Annotated in this window: 13 protein-coding genes and 1 rRNA gene; 8 read left to right on the forward strand and 6 right to left on the reverse strand. The window is 53.2% G+C overall.

The genetic code is table 11. From position 1 onward, the window contains the following. Positions 1–209: 209 nt before the first annotated feature. Entirely contained in the window at positions 210–1,832 is a 1,623-nt protein-coding gene (nadB, locus tag OOJ60_RS10595) for an L-aspartate oxidase (RefSeq protein WP_060570465.1), read from the forward strand. Here the strand turns inward: nadB and trmN are convergent. Then, on the reverse strand, positions 1,817–2,554 hold the full coding sequence (gene trmN / locus OOJ60_RS10600) for a tRNA(1)(Val) (adenine(37)-N(6))-methyltransferase TrmN (RefSeq protein WP_205612527.1): 738 nt from the start codon (positions 2,552–2,554) through the stop codon (positions 1,817–1,819). The genes nadB and trmN overlap by 16 nt on opposite strands. A gap of 131 nt (positions 2,555–2,685) precedes the next feature. Here trmN and srmB point away from each other — a divergent pair, with 131 nt between their 5' ends. Beyond that, on the forward strand, positions 2,686–4,020 hold the full coding sequence (srmB, locus tag OOJ60_RS10605) for an ATP-dependent RNA helicase SrmB (RefSeq protein ID WP_042291703.1): 1,335 nt from the start codon (positions 2,686–2,688) through the stop codon (positions 4,018–4,020). Positions 4,021–4,086: 66 nt separating this feature from the next. On the opposite strand, the gene OOJ60_RS10610 is transcribed toward srmB, so the two are convergent. Both OOJ60_RS10610 and grcA read right to left on the reverse strand, forming a co-directional pair. Further along, on the reverse strand, positions 4,087–6,930 hold the full coding sequence (locus OOJ60_RS10610; RefSeq protein WP_205612528.1) for an autotransporter outer membrane beta-barrel domain-containing protein: 2,844 nt from the start codon (positions 6,928–6,930) through the stop codon (positions 4,087–4,089). Positions 6,931–7,274: 344 nt separating this feature from the next. Further along, a complete protein-coding gene (grcA, locus tag OOJ60_RS10615; RefSeq protein ID WP_042291706.1) occupies positions 7,275–7,658 on the reverse strand; it encodes an autonomous glycyl radical cofactor GrcA in 384 nt (127 codons plus the stop codon). Between the two features lie 317 nt (positions 7,659–7,975). Between grcA and ung the strand changes: the two genes are divergently transcribed. Then, the gene (gene ung / locus OOJ60_RS10620; RefSeq protein ID WP_042291757.1) at positions 7,976–8,665 is read left to right on the forward strand and encodes a uracil-DNA glycosylase; all 690 of its coding nucleotides are present in this window, start codon (positions 7,976–7,978) and stop codon (positions 8,663–8,665) included. Positions 8,666–8,712: 47 nt separating this feature from the next. Here ung and OOJ60_RS10625 read toward each other — a convergent pair whose 3' ends face one another. Continuing rightward, on the reverse strand, positions 8,713–9,750 hold the full coding sequence (locus OOJ60_RS10625; protein ID WP_042291709.1) for a tRNA/rRNA methyltransferase: 1,038 nt from the start codon (positions 9,748–9,750) through the stop codon (positions 8,713–8,715). A 206-nt stretch (positions 9,751–9,956) separates the two neighbouring features. Here OOJ60_RS10625 and trxC point away from each other — a divergent pair, with 206 nt between their 5' ends. The 5 genes from trxC (at position 9,957) to OOJ60_RS10655 (ending at position 15,686) form a co-directional block, all read left to right on the forward strand. Next, positions 9,957–10,376, forward strand: coding sequence for a thioredoxin TrxC (gene trxC, locus OOJ60_RS10630; protein ID WP_042291710.1), 420 nt, complete (start codon positions 9,957–9,959; stop codon positions 10,374–10,376). 76 nt (positions 10,377–10,452) lie between these two features. Continuing rightward, the gene (gene tapT / locus OOJ60_RS10635; protein ID WP_205612529.1) at positions 10,453–11,151 is read left to right on the forward strand and encodes a tRNA-uridine aminocarboxypropyltransferase; all 699 of its coding nucleotides are present in this window, start codon (positions 10,453–10,455) and stop codon (positions 11,149–11,151) included. 35 nt (positions 11,152–11,186) lie between these two features. Next, positions 11,187–13,847 (forward strand): bifunctional acetate--CoA ligase family protein/GNAT family N-acetyltransferase, encoded by a 2,661-nt coding sequence (locus OOJ60_RS10640; RefSeq protein WP_042291716.1) that lies wholly within the window; start codon positions 11,187–11,189, stop codon positions 13,845–13,847. 113 nt (positions 13,848–13,960) lie between these two features. Next, a complete protein-coding gene (pssA, locus tag OOJ60_RS10650; protein ID WP_205612536.1) occupies positions 13,961–15,316 on the forward strand; it encodes a CDP-diacylglycerol--serine O-phosphatidyltransferase in 1,356 nt (451 codons plus the stop codon). A gap of 43 nt (positions 15,317–15,359) precedes the next feature. After that, positions 15,360–15,686: a YfiM family lipoprotein gene (locus OOJ60_RS10655; protein ID WP_060570596.1), complete on the forward strand. Its 327-nt coding sequence runs from the start codon at positions 15,360–15,362 to the stop codon at positions 15,684–15,686. Here the strand turns inward: OOJ60_RS10655 and kgtP are convergent. Together kgtP and rrf are read right to left on the reverse strand one after the other, a co-directional pair. Beyond that, positions 15,683–16,981 carry an alpha-ketoglutarate permease gene (kgtP, locus tag OOJ60_RS10660; RefSeq protein WP_199956559.1) on the reverse strand — a complete coding sequence of 433 codons (1,299 nt, stop codon included), beginning with the start codon at positions 16,979–16,981 and terminating at the stop codon, positions 15,683–15,685. The two genes, OOJ60_RS10655 and kgtP, sit on opposite strands and share 4 nt — an antisense overlap. Positions 16,982–17,322: 341 nt before the next feature. After that, positions 17,323–17,438: ribosomal RNA gene (gene rrf, locus OOJ60_RS10665) — 5S ribosomal RNA — on the reverse strand. Between the last annotated feature and the right edge of the window lie 5 nt (positions 17,439–17,443).

The raw sequence follows: 17,443 nt of genomic DNA on the forward strand, positions 1-17,443 counted from the left end.
CCGGTTGCAGAGTACCCCAACAGCTACTTTATTTCATCCTCTAATCTGGCGCTTACGGCCCGCTACGCAAAATATATCCTTAACCAGACATTTCCTTGCAATCCCGACTTCTGTTTAGCCAGCTCAACGGAACTGAAAATAAAACGTGCTGAAACGCAGGTTATGATGCTATGCTCGCCAGACACTGTTTAGTAAATTAAACAAAGATCATGAAAACCACTCCTGAACTTTCTTGTGACGTGTTAATTATTGGTAGCGGCGCTGCCGGCCTCTCGCTGGCGCTGCGTCTTGCAGAGAAGCATCAGGTCATTGTCCTGAGCAAAGGCCCGGTTAGCGAAGGGTCCACCTTCTATGCGCAGGGAGGGATTGCCGCCGTTTTCGATGAAACCGACAGCATCGATTCCCATGTGGAAGATACGCTTATCGCCGGCGCCGGTATATGCGATCGCCACGCGGTAGAATTTGTCGCCAGCAATGCCCGCGCCTGCGTTCAGTGGCTAATCGATCAGGGTGTGCTGTTTGATACGCAAATCCAGCCTGACGGTCAGGAAAGCTATCATTTAACCCGTGAAGGCGGTCACAGTCATCGTCGCATCCTCCATGCTGCGGACGCTACCGGTAAAGAGGTCGAAACCACGCTGGTCAGTCAGGCGCAGAACCATCCCAACATCCGCGTGCTTGAGCGCAGCAATGCTGTCGATTTAATTATTTCCGATAAAATCGGCCTGCCGGGCACACGCCGGGTGGTCGGCGCCTGGATCTGGAACCGTAATAAGGAAAGCGTGGAGACCTGCCATGCGAAGTCGGTAGTGTTGGCTACCGGCGGGGCGTCGAAGGTGTATCAGTACACGACGAATCCGGACATTTCCTCGGGTGACGGGATTGCGATGGCCTGGCGCGCGGGCTGCCGCGTCGCTAATCTTGAATTCAACCAGTTTCATCCTACCGCCCTGTATCACCCACAGGCGCGAAATTTCCTGCTTACCGAAGCGCTGCGTGGCGAAGGCGCGCATCTTAAACGTCCCGACGGCACGCGCTTTATGCCGGATTTCGATGAGCGCGGCGAGCTGGCGCCGCGGGATATTGTCGCCCGCGCGATCGATCATGAAATGAAGCGTCTGGGAGCGGACTGTATGTTTCTCGACATCAGCCATAAGCCTGAGGCGTTTGTCCGCCAGCACTTTCCGATGATCTATGAAAAGCTGCTGGGGTTGGGCATTGATCTGACAAAAGATCCGGTGCCGGTGGTGCCTGCTGCGCATTATACCTGCGGCGGCGTGATGGTGGATGATTATGGACGCACCGACGTTGATGGCCTGTACGCCATTGGGGAAGTGAGCTATACCGGCCTGCACGGCGCTAACCGTATGGCGTCGAATTCGTTGCTAGAATGCCTGGTTTACGGTTGGTCGGCGGCAGAAGATATCGACAGACGCATGCCTTACGCCCGTGGCGTAAGCGCCCTTCCCGCCTGGGATGAAAGCCGTGTAGAAAATCCCGATGAACTTGTCGTTATCCAGCATAACTGGCACGAGCTGCGCCTGTTTATGTGGGACTACGTCGGCATCGTGCGAACCACCCGACGCCTGGAGCGCGCCCTGCGGCGTATTACCATGTTGCAGCAGGAGATCGACGAGTATTACGCCAACTTCCGCGTGTCGAATAATTTGCTGGAGCTGCGTAATCTGGTGCAGGTCGCCGAACTGATCGTACGCTGCGCAATGATGCGCAAAGAGAGCCGCGGTTTGCACTATACGCTTGATTATCCGGATCTGCTGGCCGTTTCCGGACCGTCGGTACTGTCGCCACTACATACTCACATAAACAAATAAAACGCATGGGTCAGCGCCGTGTAACCTTCTGAGTAACGCTGGTCTGGCCCGCGTATCACCAGCCTGTCGCTAAAGCATTCTCCCTGTTTTGGTGAAAAAGCCAACAGAACCCGATGCGGTAAACGCGCTTCATTTTCCGCAACGTCGGTCCTGAGCCTTAAATGCCAGCCCATGTCATGCGCCTGCTGGGTAAAAAGGCCACCGGTCTTTTCCGGCAGGACGACGCAGAGAAAACCTTCTTCCGTAATCAGCTCCGCCGCGCAGGCTAGCAGCGCCGGGTGATCCAGCGTCGTGGTATAACGCGCCCGTTCCCGTTGCGGCGTCGCACAGTCGACGCCCTGCTCGTAATAAGGCGGGTTACTGACGATCAAATCAAACTTAACGGTTTGCCGGGAGGCCCAGCCCTGAACGTCTTCCTGGTGCAGGGTCAGCCGCCCGGCCCATGGCGACTGCAGAATATTCTCCTGCGCCTGTTCGGCGGCATCTACATCCAGTTCAACCGCGTCGACCGTGACGCTTTCATCGGTACGTTGGGCGAGCATCAGAGCCAGCAGACCGCTGCCCGTACCGATATCCAGGATCCGCTTTACCCCGGCCACTGGCGCCCATGCGCCAAGTAAAATACCATCCGTCCCGACTTTCATTGCACAGCGATCGTGAGCGACAAAAAACTGTTTAAAGGTAAATCCATTACGACGAAGAACGGATGTAGACTGGGACATGAATAACAAACCTTGCAGAAAAAACGGCGACAGCGCCGGGTAAAAACAATACCTGAGAAGCGATATCCATACAAACAGATGAAGATTACAGCCGTAACGTCTATAATCAGCGCCCCACACAGAGGTAGAACATGACTGTAACGACTTTTTCCGAACTTGAACTCGACGAAAGCCTGCTGGATGCCCTCCAGGAAAAAGGCTTCACTCGCCCGACCGCCATTCAGGCTGCCGCCATTCCGCCTGCGCTCGATGGCCGTGATGTGCTCGGTTCTGCGCCGACAGGCACCGGTAAAACGGCGGCATATCTGCTGCCAGCGTTGCAGCACCTGCTCGACTTCCCGCGTAAAAAATCCGGCCCGCCGCGTATCCTGATCCTTACGCCGACGCGCGAACTGGCAATGCAGGTCGCCGATCACGCTCGCGAGTTGGCAAAGCATACCCATCTGGATATTGCGACCATTACCGGTGGCGTCGCGTACATGAACCACGCGGAAGTGTTCAGCGAAAACCAGGATATCGTGGTCGCGACCACTGGTCGCCTGATGCAGTATATAAAAGAAGAGAACTTTGACTGCCGCGCGGTAGAAACCTTGATCCTTGACGAAGCGGATCGCATGCTGGACATGGGTTTTGCTCAGGATATTGAGCACATTGCCGGAGAAACGCGCTGGCGTAAGCAGACGATGCTGTTTTCCGCGACCCTCGAAGGCGAGGCGATCAAAGACTTTGCCGAGCGTCTGCTGGAAGAACCGGTTGAAGTGTCTGCCACTCCGTCCACGCGTGAGCGTAAAAAGATTCATCAGTGGTACTACCGTGCCGATAACTACGAGCATAAATTCGAACTACTGAAGCACTTGTTGAAGCAGGAAGACGCGACCCGCACCATCGTGTTCGTGCGTAAGCGTGAGCGAGTTCATGAACTGGCAGAGCAACTGCGCCTGGCAGGCATTAACAACTGCTATCTTGAAGGCGAGATGGCGCAGATCAAACGCAACGAAGGCATCAAACGTCTTACCGACGGTCGCGTGAATGTGCTGGTCGCCACCGACGTTGCGGCGCGCGGGATTGATATTCCTGACGTGAGTCACGTGATTAACTTCGACATGCCGCGCAGCGGGGATACCTATCTGCACCGTATCGGTCGTACAGGCCGCGCAGGGCGTAAAGGCACAGCCATTTCACTGGTTGAAGCGCACGATCATCTGCTGCTGCTGAAAATCGGTCGTTACATTGAGGAACCGCTAAAATCACGCGTGATTGATGAACTCCGCCCGACCACGCGAGCGCCCAGTGAAAAAATGACCGGGAAACCGTCCAAAAAAGTGCTCGCCAAACGCGCAGAGAAGAAAAAAGAGAAGGAAAAAGAGAAGCCGCGGGTGAAAAAACGTCACCGTGATACCAAAAATATTGGTAAGCGCCGTAAACCGAGCGCTAGCGACGTCGCGCAGCAGTCCGGCGAAGAATAAAAACGCCGTTTCTCTCTAATAATAAAAGCCGGCATTTGCGCCGGCTTTTTATTCTCTGCGTTGCCATCAGAAGTGCATTTTCAGTCCCAGTACGCCTTGTACCGGTTCTTCGATATATCGCCCTTGTCGGTAATTGACCTCGCCATACAACGTGGTATTTTCCGCCAGTTCCAGCGACGCTCCCGCGCCATAACGTCCAGATGCCCCGTTCACATTATTATCAAAGCGTATGCCGTTAATGGCGACTTCGTTTGACTTCGCGGTTTCCTGAACCACTGCCGCATGGAAGTAAGGCTTCACTTCCGCGCGTCCCAGTGTGAACTGGCTACCGACACGCGTACCGGCTTCCGCAATCAGCGAACGGGGCTTGCCGGTGTCCGCTTTCATGCCATTGCTGAGCGTGATGTTGGCCCGGTTTGCCTGAACGGCGCTGGTACGGACATACGGCTCGGCATAAGTTTGTGCCGTCAGCCAATGACGATAACCGCTTTCCAGCACGCCGCTCAGCGCATACTGATGCCAGTCGCCCCTGGTGTAACCTCCGTTGGTCATTTTCGCCTTCAGGTCGCTGTTCAGACGGTTGCCTTTCATTACGCCATCAACGTAAATCCCGGAGCGATCGAACCACGTGGCATACGCGCCCAGACCGTAGCTATCCAGGGTACTTTTCCCACCTCGCGCATGTCTTACCTCATTCGCAGAGCTGGACATCCAGACGCCGGTTAGCAGGTTTCCATGCTCAAATCGTGTGGTCTTATCCGCACCGATTTCAATGCCGTTTTGCTCCAGACGATACGCCGCGCCATTGCTACTGTGAACGCGGCTGTTGCTGCCGGTGTAATGCCCCCATACACTGTTTTCCGGAAGATTATCCGCCGAAAGCGTTGAGCGCCAGGCACGGAAGCCATCCAGTTCAGCATTCACCACGCGCGTGATTGCCGACGCCATGTTGAGGATCGCATCCGTTGACGGCGTGGTCAGTTTATTTTCGTTACCGCCATTACCACCGGTATCGGGCTGCTCTCCACCGCCAGTACCAGGAATTTCTGTACCCGGTTGCTCTGTGCCTGGTTCTTCCGGCTCCGGTTCTTCAGGTTCCGGCTGCACGGTATTTCCGTTCGCCAGGCCCAGATACCAGATGTTACCCTCCAGTTGATCTTTACCTTGCTGGTGATAAAGCGAGTACATGTACACCCCCGCATCCAGCATTGCGACACGACGTTGTACAGCGCTGACCAGCGTGAAGTCAATATTGCCCTCTTTATCATTCACCAGGTTGACGGTCAGATTGTCTGGATCGGCAATTTCCCGGCCTGAGTCATGGACGATGATATTGAACTGGCCAACGCCATTATCAATAGTGACAAAGTTCCCGTTACGTTCCGCCAATGACGTATTAAACAGAAACGATCCTGTCCCGCTCAGCGAACCGATCGACAAAGCCGCATAATCGCCATCGCTGTCACGCAGAAACGAGACGATCCCTCGCTCCGACGACAGCGTATCGATTCGGGCAGGCAGCACACTGGTGGTATTGTCGTTTAAGTCAGTAATCGACAGAGTACCGCCTTTCAGCGTCAGGTCGCTGGCATATGCACCGGCTTCCATAATCATCTCGCCAGCCCCGTTGACAACCGTACTCCCCGTCGCCCGTGCGGAGGTATACAGCTGAAATGCTCCGCTGTTAACTACCGTGTCGTGCGCGGTGGTACCGCTTGCCAGAGTCATCACACTGGCGTCATTGAGGGTGGCGTTCCGCGCGCTCGCTGCGCCGGAAAGCCTCATCGTGCTCGTACCGTTGAGCGTCGTCCCGTTCGCCACGGTGTTTTCAGTCATGGTTAGCGCAGCGGTATCAAACAGCGTGGTATCCGTTAAGGCAGCATTGCCTTTGATATCCAGCGTACCGCTACCGGCGATTTGCGTGTCGCTGGCCACCGCATTCATACTCATCAGCATCGTGCCGCCATTAATGACTGTCTTGCTGGCGCTGGCCGTTGAGTTCATATTTAAACGCCCGCCCTGCTCAACGTAAGTGTCTTCTGCTGAACCGGAAGCAGAGATATTCATATTCCCGCCAGATTGCACCCGCGTGTTTCGGGTCGAGGCATTGTCATGAAAACCCAAATATCCCCCGTTCGTGACCGTGGTGTTCTCCAGAAGCGAATGCTCTCTGATAAAAATTTTGCTATCTTTATTTACAACTGTATCGACACCATAAGAATTCCCATACATCGTTAATAACGATGTACCATTTAATACGGTATTACTTATCTGGCTATTATCGTAGGTGTAAATATACCCACCATCATCAACAAGCGTATCAGTGGCCGAGGCATCGCCATTGAGATAAAGCCGTCCATGTTGTTTAACATGCGTGTGAGTGGCTGTGGCATGATCGTTTAACGTCATATTACGATGCGTTGTGGTATATTCCGCCGTCGCCTTACCCGATAAGGTCACTGTACTGTTATCATTAATAATAGTATTACTTATTGACGCATTATCGTTAACATTTAAATAACTGATGCCGTTTAACGTGGTATTCGTCGCCGTCGCGTTATTGTTTAGAATGACAGTCGTGCTGGTTCCTTGCAGCACAGTATTATTTGCAAGAGTATTATCGTTCAGCGTCAGGAGACTGCGCCCCTTCAATGTCGTGTCTGCTAAGGAGACACGGTCTCCGGCAGTCAGATTACCGACATCAAGCAGAGTGGATTCTGCCTGAATATCACCGCCAAGCGTTAACGTCTTCGATTTAGAAACGGACGTATTAATAATTTTTCCGCTGTCATTCAGTGAAACATCTTCTGTAGAAACCTTCAGACCGTCCTGAAGATATTCAGCACTGGCGTTAAACGCTGTGCCGTATATAGCCGACAGGCAAAAAAAGGCGACCTTATTGCGTCTCATATTTTTCCCAAAGATATTATTACAAATTTATAGAAATAACGTTGTCCGACTAAAGCAGACAGAAAATTGAAGTAGAGTTGAACGGAGGGTATTTCTTAATTGCGCGGATAATAGCCGTTTTCCCGCATGTTTATTTAAACCAAACCTAAACCACGAAAAAACTGACAAAACTATACTTAACAGCGCGAAAAATAACGTCGCTGATATATGTGTTGAATGAGGAGGAATAATAAAAGTTTAATTATCGCTAAACTTTTAATCACGCGGGTGATTAATGCAAACAATAAAAAACCCCGGTCGCAGCGCGTGCCACCGGGGTTGATGAATCAGTCTGAGCGGTGTGCTTACAGACTTTCAGTAAAGGTACGAGCGATAACGTCGCGCTGCTGTTCCGGCGTCAGAGAGTTGAAACGCACGGCGTAACCGGAAACACGGATAGTCAGTTGCGGGTATTTTTCCGGATGCTTAACCGCATCTTCCAGCGTTTCGCGACGCAGTACGTTAACGTTCAGGTGCTGGCCCCCTTCCACACGCACTTCCGGTTTCACTTCCATCGGAATTTCGCGGTATTCAATGTCGCCCAGTTTGTTTACTGCAACCACTTCGTCTTCGGCAAAACCTGCTTTTGCAACGATGCAGCGTGCTTCGCCTTTTTCGCTGTCCAGCAACCAGAAGGAATTCAGCAGGTCATCGTTAGCGGCTTTAGTAATCTGGATACCTGTAATCATGTGATGCCTCCCCGGCAAATTATTTGATTAGGGTTGGCCGTCTCGCGGCCAATTGGTAAAACCATTGTTGCTTGAGTGTATATATACCCCCCTGACACCCTTGATTCTTTGATTTAAATCAATAAAAACCACACCACAAAAGTGGTGATACGATGAATTTATTGTTTTACATCAACTTACGCCTGACAAAGGCATAAACTTTGTACATAAATTTTCAACTTTATTAGAGGCATAGCGCACGCTGCCGGGCGACAGCAGTTTGCGCCATGCAAAGAAGCAGTTAAGCTATGTTGATTGAAAATTCGCAGGAGAGCGAGATGGCCACCGAATTAACCTGGCACGATGTGCTGGCTGAAGAGAAACAGCAGCCCTATTTTGTGAATACGCTACACACCGTTGCTGCAGAACGACAGTCAGGAATGACGATTTATCCGCCGCAAAAAGATGTGTTTAACGCGTTTCGCTTCACCGAACTGGGCGAGGTAAAAGTCGTTATTCTCGGACAGGATCCCTATCACGGCCCCGGCCAGGCGCACGGGCTGGCGTTTTCCGTTCGTCCGGGCATTGCGCCGCCGCCGTCGCTGGTGAATATGTATAAAGAGCTGGAAGGCTCGATCCCGGGTTTTACCCGCCCCTCACACGGTTATCTTGAAAGCTGGGCGCGTCAGGGCGTGCTGTTGCTCAATACGGTATTAACCGTTCGGGCCGGCCAGGCGCATTCACACGCCAGTCTTGGGTGGGAAACCTTCACCGATAAAGTGATCGCACTGATCAACCAGCATCGTGAAGGAGTGGTGTTCCTGCTCTGGGGATCGCACGCCCAGAAAAAAGGGGCAATTATTGATAAGCAACGTCATCATGTGCTGAAAGCGCCCCACCCGTCTCCGCTGTCGGCGCATCGCGGATTTTTTGGCTGCAATCATTTTGTTCTGGCGAATCAATGGCTGGAGCAGCGTGGCGAGAAGCCTGTTGACTGGATGCCGGTATTACCGGCAGAGAGCGAGTAAGTCAGTGAAGCATGCCCGGCAAGCCCTTGCCGCCGGGCAACGTGTCGTTACGCTTTATTCTGACGCCACCATTCGGCAAGCAGTACGCCAGTCGCGACTGAGACGTTCAGACTTTCGACCTTCCCGGTACCATCGATCTTCACGCACAAATCGCTGGCATCATGCGCAGCGTCCGGCAGACCATCTGCTTCCTGGCCCAGCACAAGTACCACTTTTTCTGGCAAGGCAGTGCTGAACAACGGTTTACCTTGTTCGCTTGAGGTGGTCACGACGGTGTACCCCGCCTGACGGAAATCATCCAGCACATTCACAATACTGTCGCCGGTGATTGGCTGCACGTGCTCTGCGCCGCCTTCTGCGGTACGAATTGCCGCACCGGATTCCAGCAATGCTGCATCCTGCACTACGACGGCCTTCACGCCAAAGTGGGCGCAACTGCGCATCATGCCGCCCAGGTTGTGCGGGTTAGACTCTTTTTCCAGCGCCAGCACGCAGTCCTGCGCACCCGCCTGACTCACCCATTGTTTAACGGTGGTGCCGTTACGTTTTTTGATGAGGAAACAAACGCCGCCGTGATGTTCAGTACCCGAGGCTTTCGCCAGCTCCGCTTCATCTACCACGTGATACGCTTTGCGGTTCGCCGCCATCCAGCGTAGCGCTTCTTTAAAACGAGGGGTAACGCTCTGAATGAACCATGCGCGGACAATGGCTTCCGGACGGCTCTGGAACAGAGCCTGGCAGGCATTTTCGCCGTAAACGCGGGTCTCTTCCGCGCGCTGACGACGCAACACTTCAGGATCGATAAAACTTTTACCGCTGATCCCACCGTGATCGGCTTTTTCCGGCGTCTCGTCACCGGGGGCCCGGGACACAGTACGCCACGGCGAATCTTCACGCTTGCGATCGCGGTTCTGAGAGGGTCGTTCATCGCGGGCGGGGCGACGGCCACCGTCAGCACGAGATTTTCCTGGACGTCCGCCCCCTTTCCCGGTACGCGGGTTATAGGTACGTTTATCAGAATCATCATCACTGCGGACATACATCACTTTGACCTTGCCGCTTTTGTTTTTCAATTCATCGTTCATGCTTTTCTCCACCAGCGCTGCGCGAAGCGCGCAGATTACCCGATGTACACTGAGTTAGCCATTATTTCATTTAAAAGCTTATGACTATTGTACTCATTGAATAAAACACATTGTTGTTTAAAACAGTCTCGTCGATAATATGTAACATATTGGAAACATATCGGCGTTCATGCCGTTCATTATCCCTACTCATCCAGAGGTTAGTTATGAATACCGTTTGTACCAGCTGCCAGGCCATCAACCGCATTCCCGACGATCGGGTTGAGGATGCGGCAAAATGCGGACGCTGTGGTCACGACCTGTTTGACGGAGAGGTGATCAATGCGACCGGTGAAACGCTGGATAAACTGCTGAAGGACGATCTGCCTGTTGTGATCGACTTCTGGGCGCCGTGGTGTGGCCCATGCCGTAACTTCGCCCCCATTTTTGAAGACGTCGCCGAAGAACGCAGCGGTAAAGTGCGTTTCGTGAAAGTGAATACTGAAGCAGAACGAGAACTCAGCGCCCGCTTCGGCATTCGCAGCATTCCAACCATTATGATCTTAAAGCACGGTCAGGTTGTGGATATGCTCAATGGCGCGGTGCCAAAAGCGCCATTTGATAGTTGGCTGAACGAATCGCTGTAATCTCGTCGGGGCGCATCTTGTGCCCCGTTTTTACCTCTGCGACAATGGCGTTTTTCGACACACTTCTCAATCCCCAATGACTGAAAACGCTGTTCTTAAGCTTCGTGCTGAACGCCTTGCACGCGCCACGCGCCCTTTTCTCGCCCGCGGTAATCGCATTCGTCGCTGCCAGCGCTGTTTGCTGCCGCTGAAACTGTGCCTGTGCGCAACCCTGTCGCCTTCGTGGGCGAAGAGTCGTTTCTGTTTGGTGATGTTTGATACCGAACCGATGAAGCCCAGTAATACCGGACGACTGATTGCCGATACGTTGCCGGATACCGCGGCGTTTCAGTGGTCGCGAACCGAACCGCCGCAGGCGTTGCTGGATTTAGTGCAAGACCCCGCGTATCAGCCGATGGTGGTTTTTCCCGCCTCGTATGCCAGCGAAGAACGTGAAGTGATCCTGGCGCCCCCCGCCGGTAAACCACCGCTGTTCATTATGCTCGACGGCACCTGGCCGGAAGCGCGCAAAATGTTCCGTAAAAGCCCCTACCTCGACCACCTGCCGGTGATTTCCGTCGACCTGTCGCGCCTGTCGGCCTATCACCTGCGCGGTATCCATGCCGAAGGGCAATATTGCACCGCCGAGGTGGCTATCGCCCTGCTGGATCTGGCCGGTGATACCGACGCCGCAGGTGCGCTTGGTGAACACTTTAGCCGCTTCAAAACCCGCTATCTCGCAGGAAAAACCCAACATCAGGGAAGCGTCACAGCACAATTAGCAGAAAGCGTTTAAAATCATTCGGTCATCTCTACGTAAGGGAAACCGATATGAGTCAGCGAGGGCTGGAAGCGCTACTGCGACCCAAATCGATAGCCGTGATTGGCGCATCGATGAAACCCAACCGGGCGGGCTACCTGATGATGCGCAATCTGTTGGCTGGCGGTTTTAACGGCCCGGTTCTTCCCGTCACGCCCGCCTGGAAAGCGGTATTAGGCGTACTGGCCTGGCCGAACGTCGACAGTCTGCCTTTTACGCCTGACCTCGCCGTATTGTGCACCAATGCCAGCCGCAATCTGGCGCTGCTGGAAGCGCTGGGAGAAAAGGGCTGCAAAACCTGCATTATTCTTTCCGCCCCCGCGTCTTTACATGCTGAATTATTGTCCTGTGCCGCGCGCTATAAAATGCGACTGCTTGGCCCTAACAGCCTTGGGCTGCTCGCGCCCTGGCAAGGGCTCAATGCCAGCTTTTCTCCGGTACCGATTAAACGCGGTAAGCTGGCGTTTATCTCCCAGTCCGCTGCGGTGTCGAACACTATTCTCGATTGGGCGCAGCAGCGCGAAATGGGCTTTTCCTACTTTATTGCACTTGGCGATAGCCTCGACATTGATGTCGACGAATTGCTTGACTATCTCTCCCGTGACAGTAAAACGAGCGCCATTCTGCTTTATCTGGAACACTTAAGCGATGCCAGACGGTTTGTCTCTGCCGCCCGCAGCGCCTCGCGCAATAAACCGATTCTGGTGATCAAAAGCGGTCGCAGCCCGGCTGCCCAGCGTTTATTACAGACCAGCGCCGGAATGGACCCTGCCTGGGATGCCGCTATTCAGCGCGCAGGCTTGCTGCGCGTGCAGGATACTCACGAACTGTTTTCTGCGGTAGAAACGCTGAGTCATATGCGTCCTTTGCGCGGCGACAGGCTAATGATTATCAGCAATGGCGCAGCGCCGGCGGCGCTGGCGTTGGATGAACTTTGGTCGCGTAACGGCAAACTGGCCACGCTGAGTGAAGAGACGTGCCAGAAGCTACGCGATCTTCTCCCTGCGCACGTTGAAGTAGCTAACCCGTTGGATCTTCGCGATGACGCCAGCATTGCGCATTACACTAAAACGCTGGAATGCCTCCTCGCCAGTCAGGATTTTGACGCGTTGATGGTTATACACTCCCCCAGCGCCACCGCGCCGGGTACCGAGACCGCTCAGGCGCTGATAGAAACCGTTAGCCACCATCCGCGCGGCAAGTTTGTTTCGTTGTTAACCAACTGGTGCGGAGAGTTTTCCTCTCAGGAAGCCCGACGGTTATTTAGCGAAGCCGGACTGCCAACCTATCGCACCCCGGAAGGCACCATTACCGCGTTTATGCATATGGTGGAATACCGGCGAAACCAGAAACAATTGCGGGAAACGCCCGCGTTGCCCAGCAATCTCACCGCCAATACGACGCAAGCCCATGACCTGCTTCAGCAGGCGATTCACGAGGGTGCGACATCATTAGATACTCATGAAGTTCAGCCCATTCTTCAAGCTTATGGGTTGCATACGCTTCCCACCTGGATTGCCAGCGACAGCGCCGAAGCAGTGCATATCGCCGAGCAGATTGGCTACCCGGTCGCGCTCAAGCTGCGTTCTCCGGATATTCCTCATAAATCAGAAGTACAGGGGGTCATGCTGTATCTGCGCACGGCGAATGAGGTTCAGCAGGCGGCCAATGCTATCTTTGATCGGGTAAAAATGGCCTGGCCGCAAGCGCGCATACACGGTCTGCTGGTGCAAAGCATGGCAAACCGCGCGGGCGCGCAGGAGTTGCGCGTGGTTGTGGAGCACGATCCGGTGTTTGGCCCATTGATTATGTTGGGCGAAGGCGGCGTGGAGTGGCACCCTGAAGAACAGGCTGTCGTTGCGCTTCCGCCGCTGAACATGAATCTGGCGCGTTACCTGGTTATTCAGGGAATAAAAAGTAAGAAGATCCGCGGGCGTAGCGCTTTGCGTCCGCTGGATGTAGCGGGTCTGAGCCAGTTACTGGTGCAGGTGTCGAACCTGATTGTCGACTGCCCGGAGATCCAGCGACTGGATATCCATCCGCTGCTGGCCTCAGCTGGAGAGTTTACCGCGCTGGATGTCACTCTGGATATCGCGCCCTTTGAAGGTGATAACGAAAGTCGCCTTGCCGTGCGTCCCTATCCTCATCAATTAGAAGAATGGGTCGAGATGAAAAATGGCGAGCGCTGCCTGTTCCGACCTATCCTGCCGGAGGATGAGCCTCATCTTCAGCAGTTCATTTCCCAGGTCACCAAAGAAGATCTTTATTACCGCTATTTTAGTGAGATCAATGAATTTACCCACGAAGATTTAGCTAACATGACGCAGATCGACTACGATCGGGAAATGGCATTTGTCGCAGTGAGACGCGTTGAGCAAACGGAAGAAATTCTCGGCGTCACCCGCGCGATTTCCGATCCGGATAACGTTGATGCGGAATTTGCCGTCCTGGTGCGTTCCGATCTCAAAGGGTTAGGATTAGGTCGTCGATTGCTGGAAAAATTAATTACCTATACCCGGGATCACGGACTCAGACGGCTGAATGGGATTACGATGCCTAACAATCGCGGCATGGTGGCGCTGGCTCGTAAGCTCGGTTTCCACGTGGATATCCAGCTTGAAGAGGGTATCGTTGGGCTAACGCTTGAGCTTGCGCCGCCCGAGGAATCGTGAGTAAGGTACTGGAAATGTTGACCACTTTAACGGGGACGGTGTTATCATTGCCCGCTTATGTCGTCTGCATAGCACAGAGGACCCTTCAATGAACAGAGAAGAAATGCACTGTGATGTTGTCAAAATTTAAGCGTAATAAACATCAACAACACCTTGCCCAACTACCGAAGATTTCTCAATCAGTTGATGATGTCGATTTCTTTTATGCTCCTGCCAGGTTCAGGGAGACTCTGCTGGAGAAAATAGCCGGCGCGAAGCAACGCATTTGCATCATCGCCCTGTATCTGGAACAGGATGACGGTGGCAAAGGCATCCTCAACGCGCTTTATGAGGCGAAACGGCAGCGGCCGGAACTCGACGTTCGGGTGCTTGTCGACTGGCATCGTGCGCAACGTGGACGAATCGGCGCGGCGGCATCGAATACCAATGCCGACTGGTACTGCCGGATGGCACATGAAAACCCCGGCGTCGACGTACCGGTCTACGGCGTTCCCATCAACACTCGTGAAGCCCTTGGCGTTCTCCATTTCAAAGGCTTTATCATTGATGACAGCGTGCTGTACAGCGGCGCTAGCCTGAACGACGTCTACCTGCATCAGCATGATAAATATCGTTATGATCGCTATCACCTGATCCGTAACGCCAAAATGGCTGACATCATGTTCGAATGGGTCACCCAGAACCTGATGCAGGGTCGTGGCGTTAATCGACTGGATGATACTCAACGTCCAAAAAGTCCTGAAATCAAAAATGATATTCGTCTGTATCGCCAGGAGTTACGCGATGCGGCCTACCATTTTCAGGGCGATGCGAACAACGATCAGCTTTCCGTGACGCCATTAGTAGGCCTGGGTAAATCCAGCATGCTCAATAAAACCATCTTTCATTTGATGCCGTGCACGGAACATAAGCTTACGATTTGCACGCCTTACTTCAACCTGCCAGCGATTCTGGTGCGCAACATTATTCAGTTGCTGCGTGAAGGTAAAAAGGTGGAGATCATCGTCGGAGATAAAACCGCCAACGATTTTTATATTCCGGAAAACGAGCCGTTTAAAATTATCGGCGCTCTGCCCTATCTCTACGAGATTAACCTGCGGCGTTTCCTGAGCCGTCTGCAATACTATGTGAATACCGATCAGCTCGTCGTCCGTCTGTGGAAAGACGATGATAATTCTTATCATCTCAAAGGCATGTGGGTGGATGACAACTGGATGTTGCTTACCGGGAATAACCTCAATCCACGCGCCTGGCGTCTGGATCTGGAAAATGCGATCCTGATTCACGATCCTCAGCAAGAACTGGCGGCGCAAAGAGAAAAAGAACTGGATCTGATCCGTACGCATACTACGATCGTTAAACATTATCGCGATCTTCAAAGCATCGCTGATTATCCGGTCAAAGTCCGTAAACTTATTCGCCGACTTCGCCGGATTCGGATCGACAGGCTTATTAGTCGTATTCTGTAATCAAAACCCCGTCCTGTACGGGGTTTTCTGTATGGAGGTGCCGGTGCGTATACTTCTTGTTCTGAGCGTCTTTGTTCTTTCGGGATGTAGCCATCTGGCTCAGGACAGCTGGCACGGGCAGGATAAGGCTCAGCATTTTATCGCCTCCGCGATGCTTTCAGCCGCAGGTAACGAATATGCGCAACATCAGGGTATGAGCCGCGATCGCAGCGCCGCATTTGGTTTGATGTTTTCGCTCAGCCTTGGCGCGTCAAAAGAACTGTGGGACAGCCGCCCTGAAGGGAGCGGCTGGAGCTGGAAAGATTTCGCCTGGGATGTCGCCGGTGCAACCACTGGCTATGCCGTCTGGCAGCTGGCGCATCATAACTAAAGGCGCAGCCCTTTACCCTTGCGGTGCAGCATCAGCGAAACTAAAAACGCGACGATCGCCATCACTGTGACATACCAGAAGAAAGAGGTTTCCATGCCGACAGACTTCAGCGACAGCGCGACGTATTCCGCGGAACCACCAAACAGCGCATTCGCCACCGCATAGGAAAGACCAACACCCAGCGCGCGAACCTGCGCCGGAAACATTTCGGCCTTCAGAATCCCACTGATTGAAGTGTAGAAGCTGACAATTAGCAATGCGCACATGACCAATCCAAAGGCTGCGTAAGGCGATGTCACGTTCTGTAGCGCGGATAAAATGGGTACGGTAAACAGTGTCGCCAGCGCGCCAAAACACAGCATCGAGGTACGTCGACCAATTTTATCAGACAGGGCGCCAAACAACGGCTGAACAAGCATGTATACAAACAGAGCGGCAGTCATAATTCCGCTGGCCACGTTGGCATGCATCCCGGCGGTATTCACCAGATACTTTTGCATGTAAGTCGTGAAAGTATAGAAACAGAGGGAACCCGCGGCAGTGAATCCGAGCACCATGATAAATGCTCTGCGGTTTCGCCATAGTCCTTTCAGCGAGCCTGCTTCTTTCAGAGCTCGGGTTTCCTGCTTTGACGTTTCGTCAAGCTGACGACGCAGCCAGAGCGCGACCACGGCCAGTACTGCGCCTAACGCAAAGGGTATACGCCACCCCCATTCTCTGAGCGCTGCATCCTCCATGGTGTGCTGTAAGACTACTACAACCAGCAGTGCCAGCAATTGCCCACCAATCAGCGTCACATACTGAAACGAGGCATAAAAACCTTTTCGTCCTTCTACAGCGACTTCACTCATATAGGTTGCGCTGGTGCCATATTCTCCACCAACAGACAGCCCCTGAAACAGACGGGCAAGCAGTAACAGCGCTGGCGCCCATGTGCCGATGGTTTCATAACCGGGCAGACAGGCGATCACCAGCGATCCCATACACATCATACACACCGATAACAGCATGGATTTTTTTCGCCCATGTTTATCGGCTATCCGACCGAACAGCCAGCCGCCAATAGGGCGCATTAAAAAGCCTGCGGCAAAGACGCCTGCGGTCTGGAGAAGTTGAGTTGTGGTGTTACCCGAGGGGAAGAAGATGTGCGCAAAGTAGAGGGAACAGAAGGAATAGACGTAGAAATCAAACCATTCAACCAGATTCCCGGATGAGGCACCGACAATTGCCCATACGCGGCGACGGGTATCACTGTCGGTCAGTGACCCGTTCACAGTTACACTGCTTTCTGTCATTAGAATTGTACTCCTGCCAAAGATCTGATTGTGATCATCAGTTGTGTTTGCTGTCATTTTGGTAAATGAAATGTTATTCAATTGTTATATATTATTATGTGACAGGGGTCGAGGATTTAATTAGCAGTAGAAGGAATTCAGAGGAAGCTCAGTGTGTATGGGGGACAGGACCCGACTTTTACCATACCTGACGGCAATCGGTCTGAAGAGCAGTTGGCCAACTAAAGCAGTCACATCCGCCAGAAGGATGCTTGTTTGCGGCGGATGGCGCTGCGCTGAGATGGCCTGTGCCAGAAACGCAAAAAGCCCATCCGTCAGGATGGGCTTTTCACCTGTTTGATGCCTGGCAGTTCCCTACTCTCGCATGGGGAGACCCCACACTACCATCGGCGCTACGGCGTTTCACTTCTGAGTTCGGCATGGGGTCAGGTGGGACCACCGCGCTAAGGCCGCCAGGCAAAT

Origin of the sequence: Citrobacter sp. R4 (assembly GCF_026719175.1) — a bacterium.
Taxonomy (GTDB): Bacteria; Pseudomonadota; Gammaproteobacteria; order Enterobacterales; family Enterobacteriaceae; genus Citrobacter_A; species Citrobacter_A sedlakii.